This window comes from Enterococcus raffinosus (assembly GCF_018917525.1).
Classification (GTDB): domain Bacteria; phylum Bacillota; class Bacilli; order Lactobacillales; family Enterococcaceae; genus Enterococcus_A; species Enterococcus_A raffinosus_A.
Genome location: NZ_JAHLOS010000029.1, coordinates 1 through 18,895 on the forward strand (window position 1 = coordinate 1; position 18,895 = coordinate 18,895).

Annotated in this window: 18 protein-coding genes; 6 read left to right on the forward strand and 12 right to left on the reverse strand. The window is 39.2% G+C overall.

All coding sequences use genetic code 11. The annotated features are described in order from the left end of the window. Window positions 1-133: 133 nt before the first annotated feature. Window positions 134-376: an acyl carrier protein gene (locus KQI58_RS15845; protein WP_216410010.1), complete on the reverse strand. Its 243-nt coding sequence runs from the start codon at window positions 374-376 to the stop codon at window positions 134-136. 217 nt (window positions 377-593) lie between these two features. Here KQI58_RS15845 and acpS point away from each other — a divergent pair, with 217 nt between their 5' ends. Together acpS and KQI58_RS15855 are read left to right on the forward strand one after the other, a co-directional pair. Further along, complete coding sequence (gene acpS, locus KQI58_RS15850; protein ID WP_216410011.1) at window positions 594-971, forward strand: holo-ACP synthase; 378 nt, start codon at window positions 594-596, stop codon at window positions 969-971. 37 nt (window positions 972-1,008) lie between these two features. Then, on the forward strand, window positions 1,009-2,013 hold the full coding sequence (locus KQI58_RS15855) for a phosphate acyltransferase (RefSeq protein ID WP_216410012.1): 1,005 nt from the start codon (window positions 1,009-1,011) through the stop codon (window positions 2,011-2,013). Between the two features lie 354 nt (window positions 2,014-2,367). On the opposite strand, the gene KQI58_RS15860 is transcribed toward KQI58_RS15855, so the two are convergent. The 3 genes from KQI58_RS15860 to KQI58_RS15870 all read right to left on the reverse strand — a co-directional run bounded on the left by KQI58_RS15860 (window position 2,368) and on the right by KQI58_RS15870 (window position 4,466). Continuing rightward, window positions 2,368-3,051, reverse strand: a complete 684-nt coding sequence (locus tag KQI58_RS15860) for a hypothetical protein (protein ID WP_216410013.1) — start codon at window positions 3,049-3,051, stop codon at window positions 2,368-2,370. Between the two features lie 58 nt (window positions 3,052-3,109). Continuing rightward, entirely contained in the window at window positions 3,110-3,493 is a 384-nt protein-coding gene (locus tag KQI58_RS15865; protein WP_216410014.1) for a hypothetical protein, read from the reverse strand. 298 nt (window positions 3,494-3,791) lie between these two features. Further along, window positions 3,792-4,466, reverse strand: a complete 675-nt coding sequence (locus KQI58_RS15870; RefSeq protein WP_216410015.1) for a hypothetical protein — start codon at window positions 4,464-4,466, stop codon at window positions 3,792-3,794. A gap of 514 nt (window positions 4,467-4,980) precedes the next feature. On the opposite strand from KQI58_RS15870, the gene KQI58_RS15875 reads away from it, so the two are divergent. Both KQI58_RS15875 and ndk read left to right on the forward strand, forming a co-directional pair. Continuing rightward, on the forward strand, window positions 4,981-7,362 hold the full coding sequence (locus KQI58_RS15875; RefSeq protein ID WP_216410016.1) for a phosphoketolase family protein: 2,382 nt from the start codon (window positions 4,981-4,983) through the stop codon (window positions 7,360-7,362). A gap of 77 nt (window positions 7,363-7,439) precedes the next feature. Continuing rightward, window positions 7,440-7,841 (forward strand): nucleoside-diphosphate kinase, encoded by a 402-nt coding sequence (gene ndk, locus KQI58_RS15880; RefSeq protein WP_216410017.1) that lies wholly within the window; start codon window positions 7,440-7,442, stop codon window positions 7,839-7,841. Between the two features lie 61 nt (window positions 7,842-7,902). Here ndk and KQI58_RS15885 read toward each other — a convergent pair whose 3' ends face one another. Genes KQI58_RS15885 through KQI58_RS15895 form a run of 3 tightly spaced genes read right to left on the reverse strand, consistent with a single transcriptional unit; the run spans window position 7,903 to window position 9,974 of the window. Continuing rightward, window positions 7,903-8,421 carry a YjbQ family protein gene (locus KQI58_RS15885; protein ID WP_049219418.1) on the reverse strand — a complete coding sequence of 173 codons (519 nt, stop codon included), beginning with the start codon at window positions 8,419-8,421 and terminating at the stop codon, window positions 7,903-7,905. Between the two features lie 5 nt (window positions 8,422-8,426). After that, the gene (locus tag KQI58_RS15890) at window positions 8,427-9,122 is read right to left on the reverse strand and encodes a triose-phosphate isomerase (RefSeq protein ID WP_216410018.1); all 696 of its coding nucleotides are present in this window, start codon (window positions 9,120-9,122) and stop codon (window positions 8,427-8,429) included. Between the two features lie 15 nt (window positions 9,123-9,137). Then, window positions 9,138-9,974 (reverse strand): class II fructose-bisphosphate aldolase, encoded by an 837-nt coding sequence (locus KQI58_RS15895; protein WP_216410019.1) that lies wholly within the window; start codon window positions 9,972-9,974, stop codon window positions 9,138-9,140. 148 nt (window positions 9,975-10,122) lie between these two features. Between KQI58_RS15895 and KQI58_RS15900 the strand changes: the two genes are divergently transcribed. Continuing rightward, window positions 10,123-11,043, forward strand: coding sequence for a sugar-binding transcriptional regulator (locus KQI58_RS15900; RefSeq protein WP_216410020.1), 921 nt, complete (start codon window positions 10,123-10,125; stop codon window positions 11,041-11,043). 105 nt (window positions 11,044-11,148) lie between these two features. Here the strand turns inward: KQI58_RS15900 and KQI58_RS15905 are convergent, their stop codons facing one another. The 3 genes from KQI58_RS15905 to KQI58_RS15915 all read right to left on the reverse strand — a co-directional run bounded on the left by KQI58_RS15905 (window position 11,149) and on the right by KQI58_RS15915 (window position 16,467). Further along, a complete protein-coding gene (locus KQI58_RS15905; RefSeq protein WP_216410021.1) occupies window positions 11,149-12,984 on the reverse strand; it encodes a DUF4365 domain-containing protein in 1,836 nt (611 codons plus the stop codon). Window positions 12,985-13,037: 53 nt separating this feature from the next. Next, entirely contained in the window at window positions 13,038-15,059 is a 2,022-nt protein-coding gene (locus tag KQI58_RS15910) for a S8 family peptidase (protein WP_216410022.1), read from the reverse strand. 316 nt (window positions 15,060-15,375) lie between these two features. Then, on the reverse strand, window positions 15,376-16,467 hold the full coding sequence (locus KQI58_RS15915) for an AAA family ATPase (protein WP_216410023.1): 1,092 nt from the start codon (window positions 16,465-16,467) through the stop codon (window positions 15,376-15,378). Window positions 16,468-16,700: 233 nt separating this feature from the next. Here KQI58_RS15915 and KQI58_RS15920 point away from each other — a divergent pair, with 233 nt between their 5' ends. Continuing rightward, complete coding sequence (locus KQI58_RS15920; RefSeq protein ID WP_253295981.1) at window positions 16,701-16,904, forward strand: sugar-binding domain-containing protein; 204 nt, start codon at window positions 16,701-16,703, stop codon at window positions 16,902-16,904. 86 nt (window positions 16,905-16,990) lie between these two features. Here the strand turns inward: KQI58_RS15920 and KQI58_RS15925 are convergent, their stop codons facing one another. Both KQI58_RS15925 and KQI58_RS15930 read right to left on the reverse strand, forming a co-directional pair. Further along, the gene (locus KQI58_RS15925; RefSeq protein WP_216410024.1) at window positions 16,991-17,704 is read right to left on the reverse strand and encodes a dihydrofolate reductase family protein; all 714 of its coding nucleotides are present in this window, start codon (window positions 17,702-17,704) and stop codon (window positions 16,991-16,993) included. After that, the gene (locus KQI58_RS15930) at window positions 17,701-18,879 is read right to left on the reverse strand and encodes an MFS transporter (protein ID WP_216410025.1); all 1,179 of its coding nucleotides are present in this window, start codon (window positions 18,877-18,879) and stop codon (window positions 17,701-17,703) included. The genes KQI58_RS15925 and KQI58_RS15930 overlap by 4 nt, the downstream gene beginning before the upstream one ends. Window positions 18,880-18,895 lie beyond the last annotated feature (16 nt).

Sequence of the window (18,895 nt, forward strand, 5' to 3'; positions counted from 1 at the left end):
CTCTTTGAACTCAGCCTGTGAAAACGCTTCATTAGGCTAGGCTTTTTTGAGTGCACCTTCTTTCAGTTCTTTAGGGTAGAAAACGTGTTACTTTACTCTTGACTTATTACCACTAGACTTATCAAATTAGTTTTTACAATAATTCCGCAACATAATCAGCCTCTTTTTCAATCGTTTCTGCATTTTTGAAAGCCATGAAATCAATTTCTACTTCGTACTCATCTTCTAATTCCCCAATGATTTGTACAAAATTGATTGATTTTGCATCAAAATCTTTCTCTAGATTTGTTTGCGAATTAAACTTACTTTTATCCGCATTAAATGTTTTTGTAGCAGCATCAATAATCATCTCTGTAACTTCTTCTTTAATTTCCATCTTCAATCATCTCCTGTAATTAAGTTAAGAAACTTAAGCTGTCTCTTATTGACTTTAGTATACTAATCCCCTCTCTTATATTAATGAACAGATTCCTTTAAAGTGTATAAAGTAAACGTTTTCAATCGAAGTGTCTAATTTAAACAGTATCCCCTTTTCTGTGTATTTAAAATGACTATTTTCGTGCTAGTCTACTGAATAAGAGGAGGTTCTGAAAATGATTATTGGAATAGGAACAGATTTGTTGGATATCAAAAGAGTGAATCGCATTCTTGAAAATAAACATAGTATTTTCCTAGCTAAAACGTATACAAGAGAAGAGCACAAGCAAGCCACTTTTTCTTCAAACTCAAACCATTATTATGCGACTCGATTTGCAGGCAAAGAAGCGATATTTAAAACGCTATCTATAGTTGGAAATCACGTTAACCTTCGAGATATCGAAATACTTAATAATGAAGCTGGAATTCCATATGTACAAGTTTCTGGAAGAATAAGAGAAGTGGGAAAAACAATGGGCATAGAAGAATTTAAAATTTCATTTTCATCAGATGGTGATTACGTTCTTGCCTTTGCTATTGCTCATTCTTACTAACAATTCACCACTAATAGTAGAAAAGGGACTGATCAAAATGGTAAAAACAATTATAAATGAATTAGAAAAAAAGGCAGCCGCAAATCCTAAGAAAGTGGTTTTTCCTGAAGCGACCGATTCAAAAATCTTGCAAGCAGCAAAACTTGCATTAGATAATAAAATTGCTGAACCAATACTAGTTGGTTCGGTAGAAGAAATCATAACTGCTGCTAAAGAGGCAAATGTAGATATTTCAGGGATGAAATTAGTCTCAAACGAGAATCTAGAACTGAATTCTCATTATGCTGAGGAATTCTATAAAGAGAATCAAATCTTCTCAATAAAAAAATTAAATCGGGTCCTTAAAAAGCCCTTATATTTTGCTGCAATGATGGTGCATAAAGGAGACGCTGATGCCATGGTTGCCGGGATTACGAACACAACCTCCGATGTTATATTAGCAAGCCAAGTTATCGTTGGGCTCCAAGAAAAGGTAAGTACTGTTTCTAGCCTTTTTCTGATGGAAATTCCACATTTCAATGGACCAGAAGGAAACTTAATTGTTCTATCTGATGGTGGGGTTTGTCAATCTCCAAATCCAGAAGAACTAGCTGATATTGCTTTAACTACTGCCGATACAACACAGGCATTATTAGGGTGGGAACCTAGAGTAGCAATGCTTTCCTATTCAACAATGGGTAGTGCAGTAAGCGAAGATACAAAAGCTGTAGTTGAAGCTTTAAATATAGCGAAGAAAAAAAATTCACAATTAAAAATTGATGGTGAGTTCCAATTGGACGCAGCAATCGTTCCAGAAGTTGCGAAAAAGAAAGTCCCTCAAGAAAGTGAAGTTGCGGGGAATGCGAATATTTTAATCGTTCCTGACCTAAATACCGGAAATATTTTATACAAATCCATACAAAGATTTGCAAACGCAAAGGCCTATGGTCCATTTCTACAAGGTTTTAAAAAGACAATTAGCGACTTGTCTCGCGGATCTAGTGTCGATGATATTTATGGTGTAACTATCATGGCAGTTGTTCGCGCACAAACATTACTCTAGACAATTACTATTTGATAGTCCAAAATTACTTGTTTTGATAAAATGCTTGATGTTTCTGCAGAAAAAAAGTTGATTCGAAGGAACCACCAGAGGGTTCACAAGCAGTCGTATACTAAAAAATAGATATCAGTTGTTCCTTGTTCTAAACGCTCTTCGTCTTTTTCAGCAAAAATCAATGGGCTTACCTCTTTTACTCACAAAATTCTGATTATTGAATTCACCACAAAATTAACATAACACGACGAATAGCCCGCAGCTTTTGCGGGCTTAAAAATTGCTATCATCTTTTCAATCACAAACTAATCCGCCTCATCCCAACGTTGGATTTTTTTGATGAGGCGGAAACTTGGCTGTTTACTCTCGTTTGCGCATACGATTGAGTAGTCGCTTCCGTTTCTTCTTAGGTTTTTTCTGCGGAGATTCCTTGTTTGCGGAGGCTATTGATTCTTCTGCTTCCTCCTCATATTTCGCCGTAATAATCAGCTTCACTGGCGTTGCTTGCTCATCTACTGCGAGGTCCTCCACGGTGACACCTGCCGGCAGACAGGACATGATCATCATCATGGCTTGATTTTCACTGATATCCTGCGGTTTCACACCCACTGGCAGCTGGATTGTTTTGATCAACCAACCCGGTTTTGGTTGTTCTTCGGTGATGGTGAAATCCTCTGGGAAGCGGATTTCTCCAGATTTCTTGACAGACTTTGGCTGGGGTTCATCCTTCACAGGAGGTGACGCAACAACAGGTTGTGCTCCGCCAGCTGCTTCCATCGTGATACTCATTGGATCGCTAGCTAGTTTCTCAGTTTCTTCTTTATCATCAAAGATCGTCCGGACTTCTTTTACGATCATTTTTGCCCGCAAGACTTCCTTGAATAGAGCGACGCCGTCTTTTTCAAACAGGCCGATCTTGGTTAATTTGGTTAATGCTGTTTTGACTTGATCCGCGGTTTTTGTCGGATCAAAATGTTTAAATTTGAAATGATGGGATTTGCCAATGTCGTCGGCAAATTCCGCATCTAACGTAATCGTTTTCATTTTTTAGTTTCCTTTCTTTCGTTTTTCATTTTTTCTTCGCTTAGACTGGGAATCATCGTCATGATTCCGCGAATCCGGTTAATGGTTCTTCAATGATTTGATTCGATAATTGCTCAGTTTCTTCAGCGACATAGGTTTGCGCTGGGAATAATTTTGCAGATAATAATTGCCATTCTTTCTTTCCGAAATAATCAGTAAAATAAATATAATAGCGACGCATCGCGGCAGTCGAGCGAGTTTTTAAGAAAATGTAGTTCGCTAATCCGCGTAACACACTCTTAAATTCTGATTCGCAGAGTTCTGCCCGAACTTGTAATGCAATCAACATTTCGATGGTGGCCGTGCCATCTTTTGTCTCATGATAAAACTTGCGAATTCGTTTTTCGACTGTTTTCCGTGACAGCGTAAACAGTTTTTTATTCGTGATGCCATACTCGTGCAAATGGTTTTCCCCCTTTCATTTAGAATGATTCTTTGTTGAGATATCTACACCAACAACATACGCCTATTTCCAAGAGATTTACACACCAAAAATTTGATGGCAACTAAAATATAAAAATCTTTAGCGGTTAAACATGATAGCAACGTGCAGCCTGCTATCATAAAATAATACTCGTTAGAAAAAAGTACCCATATCTTTTTCAAAAAATAAGAAAAAAGCCCACCAAATGACGGACTTTTGACAAAAATTCTCGTTTTGAACCGTTCACAAACGCTTTGATACCAGCATTCTTCTCGATTTACTTGATGAAATCCAAGACGTTTTTATAATCATTCATCGCATGCAGCATCTCTGAACGTTTTTCAGTCGTTGTTCGATAGCCGCCCAGTTCACCAAAGCCATCCAAGCCTGACAGTAAGGTGTTTAGGACCAAATTACTGGAGATATTCTTCCTTGCTCCATAAATAATGGCGATATGGGGATTCGCATGTTTAAATGACACTAAAAAGTCTTTTTGCTCTGTGCTTAAACGCGCATTCACAGTCGAATCCTCCAGATCATCGCTAAAATTCCATTTGATAATATCAATATCCTTTAAGACATTTTCAGGAATGTCAAAGGGCCTCTCGGTTCTTACTAAGACGGAATAATTCAGTTCTTTGACTATCTCTAAAATATTTTTTATGTTGAAAATCGTTTCAAGATCATCAAAAATAATGACCTCAGCACCTTCTGCTCTCAGCTTTTTCAAATTTTCAGGTTTAGCGTCTGTAAAATCAATCGCGAGTTTGACGCGATGAATCACGTTTTTCACTTTGGCGACATCCTCGCTGCACACGGTAAAGATGGCATCCATTCCTAGCTGTGAGACCTTTTGATCAACCAGCACAGCATTTTTGATGGCCTCTTCATCCTTCCAAAGCACCTGAGAATTAACACAATAGAACGGGGTTTGCAGTCTTCTTTCCTTCATACTCGATCATCCTTTCTTTGATAAAAAACGGGTGAAAAAAATCACAAACATCTTTAAAAAAAAGAATTCACTCGGCCGAGTTCGTATTTTTTCAAGACGCACCATCAATCTAATTTCGCATTATTCCATAATAAAAAAAGATTGTCAACAATATTGTGAAAATTTGAACATTCAAAATTTTGTTCGTATTCTCTTTCCATTCTTTTTATTCATCAGAGATTCTGGTTCATATCATGTGTCATTACCCTTCCGTTTAGATCAAAGAGGTTGCAAGACAACCCGATAAAATCAACACTAATCTCTAAAATAAAAAATTTTTTAACGATTATCCAATCAGATACCGCCCTTCTAAACGTTGCTATTTACACATTTCTGACTTTTGATCCGTCACCTTCTCGCTCACTATTTTCCAGTTAGAAAAAGAAAATTGAAATTTATCGTTTACAAAATCACAAGATAAAGGTATATTGTACTAGAACTATAAAAGTAAATTTTACCACAAAGGAGCTTTTCGATGACAACCAATTTTGATTCAACAGAGTATTTAGAAAAAGTAGACGCATGGTGGCGAGCAGCCAATTATATTTCGGTAGCTCAAATGTATTTAAAGGACAATCCGTTATTACGCCGTCCGATTCAAAAAGAAGATGTAAAAACTCATCCAATCGGACACTGGGGAACGATTTCTGGTCAAAACTTTTTATACGCGCATTTAAACCGGACGATTAACAAATATGATCTAAATATGTTTTATATCGAAGGTCCGGGCCACGGTGGTCAGGTAATGGTGGCCAACTCTTACTTAGATGGAAGCTACACCGAGATTTATCCTGAAATTACCGAAGACGAAAACGGCTTGAAACAGCTATGCAAGATGTTTTCTTTTCCTGGCGGCATCGCCTCTCATGCTGCGCCAGAAACACCTGGCTCGATCCATGAAGGCGGCGAACTAGGTTATGCCCTGTCACATGCTACTGGCGCGATTTTAGATAATCCTGATGTGATTGCGGCGACAGTTGTAGGCGATGGCGAAGCAGAAACTGGTCCATTAGCCGGCGGTTGGTTCTCAAATGTCTTTATTAATCCTGTAAATGATGGGGCTGTATTGCCGATTCTTTATCTAAATGGCGGAAAAATCTCTAATCCAACTATTCTCTCTCGCAAGAGCAACGAAGATTTGGCGAATTATTTTGAAGGCTTGGGCTGGAATCCTTATTTTGTTGAAGGAACCGATCCGCAGGAAGTTCACGAAATGATGGCGAAAACCTTAGATGCTGTAATTGAGGATATTAAAGAAATTCAAGCTGAAGCACGCAAAGGCAAAGCCGAAGATGCGACAATGCCAGCTTGGCCAGTTATTTTGTTCCGCACACCAAAAGGTTGGACTGGCCCTGAAACTTGGGACGGCGAACAAATCGCGGGTACCTTCCGTGCTCACCAAGTCCCAATTCCAGTGGATTCTGAACACATGGAGCACATCGACAAATTAGTGAATTGGTTGAAATCGTATCGTCCAGAGGAACTTTTCGATGAAAAAGGAAAAATCAAGCAAGAATTACGAGTGGTTTCTCCAGAAGGCGACAAACGCATGGCAAAAAATCCGATTACCAATGGCGGGATTGAACCAAAACCAATGAAAATGCCTGATTGGAAGCAGCATGCCATTGATACTTCGACACCAGGTGCGGTAATGGCGCAGGATATGATCGTCTTCGGACAACAAGCCCGTGACATGATCACCGAAAATCCGACAAACTTCCGTATTTTTGGTCCTGATGAAACAAAATCAAATCGCTTAAATAAAGTCTTTGAAGTCACTGACCGCCAATGGTTAGAACCAAAGAATGCAACAGATGAATGGCAATCTTCTGTTGGCCGCGTTATCGATGGCCAATTATCTGAGCATCAGGCCGAAGGGTTTTTAGAAGGCTATGTATTGACTGGCCGCCACGGGTTCTTTGCTAGTTACGAATCCTTCCTTCGGGTGGTCGATTCAATGTTGACACAGCATTTTAAATGGATGCGTAAAGCCAGTGCGCACTCATGGCGCAAAAAATATCCGGCTCTGAATGTGATTGCCACTTCGACTGTTTTCCAACAGGATCATAATGGCTATACTCACCAAGATCCCGGTATTTTGACCCATTTAGCAGAGAAAAAGCCTGAATTTATCCGCGAATATTTACCAGCCGATGCCAATAGCTTGATGGCGGTCATGGATAAAGCGATGCAGGATGAACAAGTCATCAACCTAATCGTTTCAAGTAAACACCCTCGCCCACAATTCTACTCAGCCGCTGAGGCAGAAGAGCTGGTAGAAGAAGGCTTGAAGGTGATTGATTGGGCAAGTACCGACAACGGTGAAGAACCTGACGTGGTGATCGCTGCGGCTGGTACCGAACCAAATCTAGAAGCATTAGCAGCAGTTTCGCTATTGAATAAGAACTTCCCAGAACTAAAAATCCGCTTTGTTAATGTCGTGGATCTTTTGAAGCTGCGCCATCCAGATGTTGATCCTAGAGGCTTGTCTGATGAAGCCTTCGATGCCATCTTTACTGCGGATAAACCAATCGTCTTCGCCTTCCACGGCTATGAAGGAATGGTGCGGGATATCTTCTTTGATCGTCATAACCACAATATTCATATTCATGGCTACCGTGAAAATGGCGATATTACTACCCCATTTGATATGCGTGTCTTTAGCGAAATGGATCGCTTCCATTTGGCGCAAGATGCGGCAAACGCAGCATATGGCTTGGATGCAGCAGCATTCTCAGCTAAAATGGATGAAACCCTTCAATTCCACCACGACTTTATTCGTGAAAATGGAACGGATATTCCAGAAGTTGAAAATTGGAAATGGGAAGCTCTGAAACAACTACAGCACCAATCATAAGAATCCTTACAAAAAGCCAAGGTGTCACATCTTGGCTTTTTGCTTAAAATTTTAACGATGAAAAAGAGGTGAAAAACGTGGAGCAAACTGTCGTAATCATTAAACCAGATGGCGTTAAGCGAAAACTAATTGGACGAATTATCCAGCGCCTTGAGGATCGTGGCTTGGTCATCAAGGAAATGCAGCAAAGAACCCTCGATGTCCCATTAGTTAAGGCCCATTATGCTCACCTAAAGGACAAGCCCTTCTTTGATGACCTGCTGGCCTATATGACCTCAGGCCCAGTCGTTGTCATGATTGTTGAGCAAAAAGAAGTCATTCGGATCATTCGAACCATGATTGGCACAACCAATGCCTTGGAAGCTGCGCCAGGAACGATTCGCGGAGATTTCGCGCTAAACGGCAGTGAAAATATTATTCACGCTTCTGATTCTCCAGAAGCCGCGGCGATCGAGATTCAGCGATTTTTTCCTAACTAAATAAATAGTTAAAAAAAGAAGTACAATCCTGAGTTATTTCACTCCGATTGTACTTCTTTTCTTATTCACCCATAATCATTAAATTGCAGGTACGCGTGCGTTCGCGATTTTGATCCCAATCAACAAAATACAAATACCCAACTGAACCGATCAATGGTTCGCCATCCTTGATAATGACCGTTTCGCTGGCTCCGAAGAACGAGCCCTTAATGTGGGCGTCCGCGTTTAAAATCGAGACTGGATCAGGCAGATAATTGGGGTCCTTGGCGGCTAAGTCTTTGAGAAATTCCACATGGGCTGGACCAGGATATAAATAATCAGACTCGGTGTATTGTCGTGGAATTAATTTGTCTAAAATGCGATTTTGATCAACCTGTAAAAATTCGTCACCCTTCCAATCCTTGTCGTGAACGTATTCTTCAAAAATGACTGAACACGTCGTATGAGGAGTCGTAATGGCACATAGGCCGTCTTGAATGCCTGAATTTTTGATCGCTTTTCTTAATTGAAGAGTAATATCTAGATACGTCACCTTCCCCGCTTGAGTATCCAGTGATAATTGTTCATGCTTTACAGCCATTTTGCTTAACCTCTTTCCTTATATGCTTTTGCCAGTGCCTCGATCATATCCGTCAGCATCTCTGCCGGTGATTCCGCGTTTGTGATCCCGCTGGTACAACCAGTCCCGTCCGCACCAAGTTCCATCGTGCGATAAACATCGTCTGCGGTGCTGATTCCAGCGGCCTGCATCACTAAAATGTTCTCGTCAATCGCTTTAATTGCCTGATTGGTTTGTTCAATATAGCTACTATCACTTGTTTTTCCGGTTCCGATCAGTTCGGTCGGTTCACACAAAATGACGTCCGCCCCCATCATTGCCACCGCCTGGGCTTCCGGAATAGAATCAGCACAAACAATCGTTTCAATGCCTAGCTCCTTGGCCCGTTTGATAGCCTGAGCTAACGCAGCGACAGTCATTGGGCGCTCGGCATGATTTAAGAAAACAGCCCGTGCCCCCGCATGATAAATCGATTCCGGTAAGACATGTCCGATCCCTCTACCTGGATAAATCCCATCCATATGCTGGGCGGTGACGATGACCTTTTCTGTCGCCTGCTTCACTGCGGCGATATCCGCAAAAGGAACGGTGACTAAGATCGAACATTCCGGATATTTCGCTGCCATTTCATCCGCACGTTTCGCCAATTTCAGTAATTCTTCGCCGTATAAATAAGATTTCGGATTAAATACGAAAAATGGCGACTTGATTTTAGTAGACATTCGTTGTTCCCCCTTTTAATTCACGCTTTTCGTCGCGAAAACCTTATAGCACGCCTCTAGTGTTTCGGCCATCGCCTCGTTCGAAAACTGTTTCATTTCTAAATAATCCTTTGGTTGCCCATTCATATTTTTCTGATAAGCCGCATTTAGGAAATCCGTGAAAATATTGATTTTAGCAATGCCGCTGATGGCACAGCGGTTTAGATTCGCGTTGCCAGAAGAAGAGCCGCCATGTAAAACCAATGGAACATCTGTGATCTGTTTAATTTCCGCTAAACGTTCAAAATTCAATACCGGTGTTCCCTTGTAGGCTCCGTGAGCGGTTCCAATCGAGATCGCCAGCGAGTCGACATTCGTATTCTCGATAAAGGTCTGAACATCCTTGACCTCTGTGTAAATAGAATCGGTGGTTTCGTGATTTTCATAATTGGTGCCGGCACCAACATGCCCCAATTCCGCTTCTACTGTTACGTTTCTTGGGTGGGCATAATCCACTACTTTTTTAGTAATTTCAATATTATTTTCCAGACTTTCCTTAGAGGCATCAATCATGACAGAGGTAAAGCCCAAATCAATCGCCTGTTTGATAAAATCAAAATCTTCGCCATGGTCCAAATGCAAGACAATCGGTACAGAAGCCTTATTCGCCAAGTATTTCCCGATTAATGCCGCCTCTTCTAATGAGATCAAGTCTTTGTGAGCTTGGGCAAATGGCAGCATCAAGGGTTTATTTAATTTTTCCGCCACCGTAACAAATGTCCGGGCCGAATCTAGATCGATAAAGTTCGTAGCAGGTACAGCATAGCCTTCTTTACTGGCCTGTAACAGCATTTCCTTGGAATTGACTAACAAATGAATCCTCTCCTTTTTACATTTGTAAAACACTATTTACTTTTGTAAAAATTGTAGTATCATTAAGAGGAAAAGTCAACGGAATCCGCGGATATCATTTGGTATAAAAATAATTTTGTAGGAACATATGTTACGAGGAGGGATACAAATGCTTGATCGAGAAAATTTGATGCTGAAGACAGCGCTTCTCTATTACGAAGAAGAAGCCACCCAAAGTGAAATCGCCAAAAAGCTGAATATTTCGCGGCCAACGGTGGCTTCACTGCTTCACGAAGCCAAAGAAAAAGGCATCGTCAAGATCACCATTCAGCACAATGAGCTGCACCTGCTGAAGCTGCAAGAAAGGCTGATGGAAAAATATCAGCTAAACAATGTAAAAATCGCGGCAAAATCCCAAAAAGATAAAAAAGCCGCCGCCGGAAAACTCTGCGCCGACCTGATCGAGCCCATGCTAAAAAGCATCCATAAATTAGGAATCGGCTGGGGCTCCACACTTTATGAATACGTTGAGCACGCGAATTTATTAAATTTGAACCATTTGAAAATCACGCCGCTAATTGGCGGTATCGGTCTTTCAGAGGTCCGTTTTCACTCCAATCACTTAGCCTTTGTCTTATCTGAAAAATATAATAGCGAGGTCTCCTACTTTTACGCACCCGCGATTGCCGATACCTTAGAGGTGAAGGAAACCCTGCTTAAGTCAGAGCTAATCAAAGAAATCATCGACGAAGGAAAAAAAGTCGACCTTGCGATCCTAGGTGTCAGCGACCCTATTCGTTCCGCCACCTATAAAAAATTGAAATACATTTCCGAAGAAGAAGCAGCGCTGCTGAAAAGCGAACACGCCATCGGCGATATCGGCAGTACGATTTTTACTGTAGACGGCACCCCGTTAAAAAAAGGCTTCTCCCAACGCCTGCTGGGAATCGAACTACAGGACATCAAGAAAATTCCTCGAGTCGTCATCGTAGCTACCGGAAAGGAAAAAGCCGAGAGCGTCCACACTCTGCTTAAGATGAATTTTATTACGGATCTGGTGATAGACGAAGAAATCGCTGAACTGCTTTAGTTCAGCGATTTCGGTTCTATAATATTTTGTGTTGATTGACGGCTTCCTATAGTCGCTATTTTAAACAACTAATATCTATTGATACATCAGAATAGCTCTAACCTCTTAATTTGTTAACAATTCAATTAGCTTATGTTCATTATAGTCGGCAATCACTTGGGAAAAATCATGTAATATTTCAAGTTCTGATAGCTTTCCTCTTCCAAATGCTTCTGGAAATTCACAGATAATTGACTGAAACTTTCTAAATATATATGCTAAAAAATATCCATCACTTGCTTCCTGATTTTCTTGTTCTATTTTTGCTATTGATTTAAATAGATCTTCCCTTGTAGTTCGATACCATTGCTTAGAATAATCACTACAGCTTGATAATTGCTCACGTACTATATGATCAAACTGTGACATCAGGTTTCTGAGTGCCTCAGACTTGATAGGATAAAATTTCATGTTTTTTAAAAACTCGGATAATTGGAAGAAAACATTCGATATTTCAGAACGATCGCTGGAGCTCATCGGAAGTTTATAGTTGCGTACGCCAACCATTCTTTCAATTTCAATCTTCGTTTTGGGATGATAGACTAGTTCTTTTTTAGAGCGAAAAAAAGATTTTTTCGTTGTAACAGTAGCATTCACAAGAAACTTAGGAAGCAACTTATTGATAAAGTAAGAATACGTCTCAGAAACGGTATAGGTTGGATTAGCTCCGCCATAATTTGAACTATCTAGACACCTCCATACAACATCTACAACTAAATTCTCAGAATTATATTTTGATTGAGTGTAGTGTCCGCGAACCTCACATAACTGCCTTCCTTTTTCATCATCTATCCCAATATAATTAATATCACTTACTGGTGTAAACACATACCCGTCTTCATATTTGCCATAATCTGTTTGGTATGTTTGTACATAGTCTCTGATTGCTTCCCATACTGGTACATCAAGCTGCATAAATTTATAGCTCATGTGACTATGACCATAAGGTTCAAAAGAACGCGCGTCAATTCTTTTCATAAAGTCAGTGATCTTTGCAATATATTTTGGTATAAATACATCCATTACCTTACATAGATCACTCACCTCGTGCGGATATAGATAAATCCTACTGTTTCCAAAATCTGCAAAATACTGATTGTATCTTTCTAAATAAAGCCCTACATATTTTCTCATTCCTAACCGAAAATCAGTCTCTTTTCCAGAAGAAAGTATGGTCAATATTTGCTCATGAGTAAAAGTCAAATCATTTTCTGCTTTTTTTAGATGTCTGCTAAATTGTATTAAACAATTTCCTTGCCCTTTATTTGAAAAGAGATTATGTTTTGGATAGGCAGCCACCAAACGGACATTTCTATAATCGATTATTATTTCCAATTCATCCTCGTTGATCGTAAGTTCCTCAGAAAAGAGATCGTTCTCAGTAAATAAAGCTAAATCTTCATTAATTTTGAGTAGGGTGCCGTTTAAAAGATATTTATCAAAAGTCTCCATGCTCTTAAGAAACGCTACCGGAAGTCGCTCTTCTTTTCGATCAAGGAGATTGCTTTTTGGAACCCTTATTACAATCGTTTTTTGATTATCTGCGATAGACTTTATTTTTTCAGACAGCTGCTCAAAAGGAGCTACCCAGTAAATATCCTCTTTATCAAGATCAACATAGAACAGAAAAGTCAGATACCTTTTTTTAAACCATAATCGAACGGTTGATGTTTTGAGTTGCAACGATACGAAATCTTTATCTTCAGCAATTTTCTCCGTGCCCTTACATTGAGCATAGAACTCCTGCCCTGTATAGCTATTGTTTGATATAATGGCGCATGAAAAATCAAAACCATAATCATTATTATATTCGTTTACAGAACCGTATTTTGACAAACGAGATTTTAATAGTGGCTCGGCTCCCTCACCTGTTTGTTGTGAAGGAGTTCTATTTACACACACAAATTTTCCGCCTTTCCAAAAAAATTCTATATTCTCACGTATGTTTCAAAAATTTATAAGTCGACTCCTCTATCAATATGAATATCAACTTCGGAGATGATATTTTCATGAACAAAATTGTATTGGTCAAGACTTCTAATTGTGTCAGTATAAACATCCAACGCCTCTTCGGGATCAATAATTGAAATAATTAGACAATAGTCGATACTCGGAACTTTATTGATCGCTTGATAATATTTTGTAACGAAGTCCCTATATTGCCCTTCTAAAAATAGGAACCAATTTCGATCAGAATTTAAAAGCTCTTCATTAGCTGGCCTCAATTCGCTCAAATCACTATCGTATTTTTTTACTGGATAGTACTTATCCCCGTATTTAATTTGCAGCCGTTCAACTCCATACGTAACATTTTGTTTCATTTTGTTTTTAGCATATAGATCAGTGTTTAACAAATTTTTACTATCCTCTCGCCCAATCGGATTAAATCGTCTATGACTGTCCTCTCTATCGAATTTTTTTGAAAATGTCCCTAATTTTAGATTTAAATTAGATTGACAATACTCTGCCCCTAATCCACTGATCAGATGTGGATCATAGACTAGAGTAGCTTTTATTCGTCCTCTGAATTTCCCGTCCTTAACTAAATTTTTCGGAAATGGGAAATCCATAATATTGATATTTTTACCTTTGGCGAGATTTCCCCGTAGCAATAAGGTCGCTGAATAATCATCTTCTTCTAAAATAATATCCGCAGATTTGGGTTTCCCATAACCAAGTTTTTTCAGCTTTTCTTCCCATTTAATTATCGGAGATTCAGCATATCCAGCTGAGTGAATCAAAAGCGCTTTAATTAACAATGGATCAAACTCTTCTTGCAGAAGCATGGTTAATTCAGCTGCTTTTTTAGCAACCTTAGGTGTAGAAAAGCTTGTTCCAACTTGTCTTTCCTCCACACAATCCCCAGAAAAACCAATCTCTCCAATTACTTCAAACTCATTTTTAGAGGAGGGATTCGATTTCAATGCGAAAACATCTCCACCATAATCGACCACTTCTGGTTTGATAATGCTTGCAGGGCCTCGACCAATCCTTGAATAAGGAGAAGGATAATCTTTCACTGAAAATCCAAAATCATCTGATTCACGATTTGCTGAGCCAACAGTCATACTTCTTACACTATCAGCGCCAATACTCAATTTCCCAGCGATTCCACCTGAATAAAATGCTGCATCATTTCCAGCAGACTTGAAAATTAAGACCTGATTTTCTTTTTGAATACGGTCCAATTCAACCGCAAAGTCAGAAAAACGATCATTTTGAATCTCAGCATCTAGACTTACAGATAGATTCCAAATATTGACATTTGGGTTCTTGGTGATAGCGTTTTCTATATTTCTTACAAGTTCTGGACCTGTTATTGGAAACTTTGGCACAACAGACACATCAACAATTCTGCATCCCGAAACTGATGAATCATGAAACCCATTCAGCTTATCTCCATGAATGAGTAAAGAAGCGATATATGTGCCATGATCTGTATTGAGTTCACCCTCGGTATAATACCCGCCCTTTCCTTGTACAACCCAATCTTTTGTAAAATCATTTATTTCAACACCTGTATCCAAAAGTCCCACAACAGGATAAGCGCGATCTTTTTCATAACTAATGAAATTTTCCTCCACTGAAAAGTCTACACTTAAAAGCGGAAAGGGAGGCAGTGTTTCCTCCAAGGGTTCAATACTTTTTATTGGGAGTTCTCGAACAAATTTGAGCTTATCTAGGTTGCTTTCTTTGAAAATAATTATTTCTGAGTTGCCGTATTTTTCTAAACTAAATGAAATATTCTTTTGCTGCAGAGTATCCAGAATGTATTTTTTTGCATTTGAATTGGTCTCTGAACTTCGAAAATCTAAGAAAGTCATTTTATGTCTTTCTTGCCTGTTATGAATATCCACCTGTGGTAAAAACGTTTCAATTGAATCAATCGCAGAAATCGTGATGTCATTCTTTTCAGTATCATTCAAGCGAAGTTCAATCTTATTCATATCAAACTCATTTGGAACTTTTAAAATCATTGAATACTCCGAAGCCATTCCTATTTGAGTTAATTTTTCACTGACTGAAAAAAGATCCACGATTTTCGCTTGATGAGTCTTCGCTTTCGCTTTCTCAATGAAATCTATTCTTACCGTTTTAGGGATACCAATTTTTTGATTGAAGTCCCAAGAACGATTGATTGATTTCAATTCTGAGATCAATTCCTGGCTATGGGAAAATAACTCTTCGCCAGAAAGAACCCATTTTGGTCTTTTACTACTTCCTCCTCCAGGTGTTCCTCCATTATCAATCTCTCGTTGTTGAAAACGAATAATCGGATGTTTATCTGACATGTTAATCCTCCTTTGATAAATTTCTTACTTTTCTTAAAGAAACATTTAAAACGGTTGCGACTTCTTTTTGAGATACTTTATGCGTCAACAAATATTTTATTGGTTTTTCAATTGAATCTTCCCCAATATTCTCTCGCAAGAAAATCTCGTAAAGTAGTTGAGAGTAATTCAATATTTCATCATTACGTATCAATGTCTTTTTTGCCGCAGACAAGACAACATTTTTTATATCCGCAGGTGAATACCCTTCTGTGACAGTGGCTAATTCAGATAATTTTTTTTGATCATCCGAATAATTCGTTTCTAAAACAGTCGAATACTCAATAATCAACTCTTTTCTTAGTTCACTGTCCGGAACATCCAGCTTTATGATCTTATCAAATCTGCGCCAAACAGCTTCGTCTAATAATTTCTCGTGATTCGTCGCAGCAATCAGAATACTATCATCATTGAAATTATCCATATTCTGTATCAAACTATTGACTACCCTCTTCAGTTCTCCTAATTCATTCTTGTCATCTCTAATCTTTGCTAGAACATCAAATTCATCTAAAAATAATACACAAGGCCTTTGCGAAGCATATTCAAAAACCTTCCGTATATTTTTGGCGGTACTTCCTAAAAGAGATGAAACTACGCCATCCAATCTAACTGTTATGAGTGGTAAATTTGTTTGGAGGCTGATATATTTAGCGAGCGATGTTTTTCCTGTTCCTGGCTTTCCATATAAAAGTAGATGATTATTAAAATCAATTCCCGCTTGGATTAATTTGTCTCTACTAACATACGAATTTATAAAATCCATTATTTCACTCTCTACGATTTCATTAAAAATCAACGTTTCCTTTGTTTCTGTAGGAATCGAAATATCCACCATATCTACCTTTGTCTCTTTATCAAAGGGTTTTGTACTCAGACCGTCCAATGTAGTCAGATTTGTATTTTTTTCTTTGATCGTTTTCGTAATCTTATCACCAATATTTTTTTGTCCATTAGCAATTAAATGCTCTGATAGTTTTTGTGAGTAATTTATCACTTTTTGTCTATCATTTGAGAGTCCGCCCTCAATAATTTTTAAGATTTCAGAATACATTATAACCCCTCCGTTGATTTAAAATATAGCATAACCGTTTCTTTTTTTCAATATTTCGTTTCCAAAAGTAGTAAAAACGTTTTCCATAACCGTCTATTCGTTTCCGTTTGTTTTTGTAAATAAAACCATAAATAATACACCTAGAGAGTAAAGTCACTATAAAAAAGACCAAGAACATTCTGTGTCCTAGGTCAACTAAACAATTTCGTGCATTTTTTATTGATGGATTTCATTTGAGCAATCGCCGCCGAAAGCCCCCACTAAAAAAAGGCTTCTCCCAACGCCTGCTGGGAATCGAACTACAGGATATCAAGAAAATTCCTCGAGTCGTCATCGCAGCTACCGGAAAGGAAAAAGCTGAGAGTGTTCAAACCCTGCTTAAGATGGATTTTATTACTGATCTGGTGATAGACGAAGAAATCGCTGAACTGCTTTAGTTCAGCGATTTTTTAATGGATGGAAGATAACCGATTCTTTGCAGATAGACTACCATTTAAAGTGAAGCTTCAGTCAATGAACCTATTTAATTGATCGGTTTATATCTTAACCAAAGAGTATCCTTTTCGATTACCTCAATCTTATCCAGCTTAAAACCGATCGGCACCTTCGATTCTTGCTCGCTTTGGTTTTCAAAGATAGTATTGGTATTCGTCGCGCCATCGGTCACCGGGGCAACGACAATGCTGACTTCATCAACGATTTTTTCTGCCAGAAAGGACCAATTGATCACACCGCCACCAGAAACCATTAACGTTTTAATGTTAAACAACTCACCTAATTTTTCAGCCGCCAACGAACAATCAATGGTTTTTTCTCCAGCAAAAATATAAGAAATTTTCTGTTTTCTCAAAAATGAAACATACTTATCACTCGCCTGATCCGTTAAAATCTCAATGATATGCGCCGTCGGTCTTCCAGCGTAATTCACATTGTTTTTCTGCCAACCGACTTTCCCTGATGGATCAGCCGAAACAATATACATTTTAACATCAGAAACCGCGACAAAATCTTCTCGAGGATACACTGGTGCGTTCTCATCAAACTCCGGTTTTTGATAGTGGGTGAAATTCTCCTCCATGGTCACCCTGCCGCAAAGCCATGCTTGGCTATGATAGGAATCGTTGGTTGTTTCATACGCTTGACTGCCTGATTGGGCATAGTTTGATCCCATATACGGGCCGCTGATTTTTCCATTAATAGAGGTTAACATATGACAAACAATATACGGTTTACTCATTTCATCTCCTTCTTTCTGTGTATACTTAAATTTCTGGTTCTGTTTACGATTTTACTCCCTATGCCCAAAACAATGGCCATCACAAGAATCAGGATTCCCTCACCAATAAACAAGCCGGCCCCCTGTAAAAAAGGCAGCTTTCTTTGAGCAAGGGCAATGGAGATTGGCGCGAGAGCTGCGCCGAAATTAAAGGCCATCAGTAAAATGGCGGTGTTTTTCTCTGGATTGCCCGATTGTTGATTGATCTCGTTAAACACATAAGGGATAAATGTTCGAAAGGCAAAGCCACATAGGATCGCCGCCAATGCCGTCAGCCAAAGTGTCTTGGAAAAGGCTAAAAGAAACATCGCGGCAGCTAAAAGAATAAACGCGAGGACCAACGTATTTTTCTTAAACGTAAGAAAGGTTCTGCCGAAAAACATCCCTGCAAGCATGGCGCCTAGCCCGACTAAAGCGATTAGGTTGCTGCCATCTGTCGCATCGCCGATCCCCTTGTCCATCAATAACGAAGTGACTTTTACGGTAACGGACATATAGACTGTTACGATCACTATTAATAGAAGCAAATAGCCGCCGAAACTTGAAGAAAGCTTTCCGCCTGCCTTTTTTATCGGGGCGCCGGGTTTTATTTTCGGGATATCTGGCACTAAGAAAGAAAACAGGAGTAAAACGGGAAGTGCTAAAAAATACACCAAAAAGGAAATACGCCAGTCGATCACTAATAGCTGTCCCACAAGAAAAGTGATTAGCATCCCGCCGATTCCTTCGAAAGCACTTTGTAAACCAATAACGGATGCTAGTTCTCCTCCATGGTATAAATGGCTCGCAAATGAATAAAGCAATGGATTCAACAAACCTACGCCGATCCCAAAGAGCACACGGCTTAAAAACAATACGGCAAATGATTTCGTTATGACCGGAAGAATCCCGGCGCCAAGCACAAGAACAATCCCTATCTGCACGGTTTTCTTGTACCCGATTTTCTTGGCTATTTTAGGACTTATCAAAACCGTTAGAATAATAAACAGCGAGGGTAATGTCGTCAATAACTCGATAATTGTTTCGTTAATGTCCGGATAGGCTGTTGCGATGGCAGGAATATTTCCCGCGATTGCACCGGCGGAAACAACTAATAAGGACACCGATAATAAAGCCATTTTCGTCATTCGATTCATATAGACTCCTTAATAC

Coding starts and splice junctions, on each gene's coding strand:
- KQI58_RS15845 (WP_216410010.1), bottom strand. CDS start 376: ATGGAAATTAAAGAAGAAGTTACAGAGATGATTATTGATGCTGCTACA.
- acpS (WP_216410011.1), top strand. CDS start 594: ATGATTATTGGAATAGGAACAGATTTGTTGGATATCAAAAGAGTGAAT.
- KQI58_RS15855 (WP_216410012.1), top strand. CDS start 1,009: ATGGTAAAAACAATTATAAATGAATTAGAAAAAAAGGCAGCCGCAAAT.
- KQI58_RS15860 (WP_216410013.1), bottom strand. CDS start 3,051: ATGAAAACGATTACGTTAGATGCGGAATTTGCCGACGACATTGGCAAA.
- KQI58_RS15870 (WP_216410015.1), bottom strand. CDS start 4,466: ATGAAGGAAAGAAGACTGCAAACCCCGTTCTATTGTGTTAATTCTCAG.
- KQI58_RS15875 (WP_216410016.1), top strand. CDS start 4,981: ATGACAACCAATTTTGATTCAACAGAGTATTTAGAAAAAGTAGACGCA.
- KQI58_RS15885 (WP_049219418.1), bottom strand. CDS start 8,421: ATGGCTGTAAAGCATGAACAATTATCACTGGATACTCAAGCGGGGAAG.
- KQI58_RS15890 (WP_216410018.1), bottom strand. CDS start 9,122: ATGTCTACTAAAATCAAGTCGCCATTTTTCGTATTTAATCCGAAATCT.
- KQI58_RS15900 (WP_216410020.1), top strand. CDS start 10,123: ATGCTTGATCGAGAAAATTTGATGCTGAAGACAGCGCTTCTCTATTAC.
- KQI58_RS15910 (WP_216410022.1), bottom strand. CDS start 15,059: ATGATTTTAAAAGTTCCAAATGAGTTTGATATGAATAAGATTGAACTT.
- KQI58_RS15915 (WP_216410023.1), bottom strand. CDS start 16,467: ATGTATTCTGAAATCTTAAAAATTATTGAGGGCGGACTCTCAAATGAT.
- KQI58_RS15925 (WP_216410024.1), bottom strand. CDS start 17,704: ATGAGTAAACCGTATATTGTTTGTCATATGTTAACCTCTATTAATGGA.
- KQI58_RS15930 (WP_216410025.1), bottom strand. CDS start 18,879: ATGAATCGAATGACGAAAATGGCTTTATTATCGGTGTCCTTATTAGTT.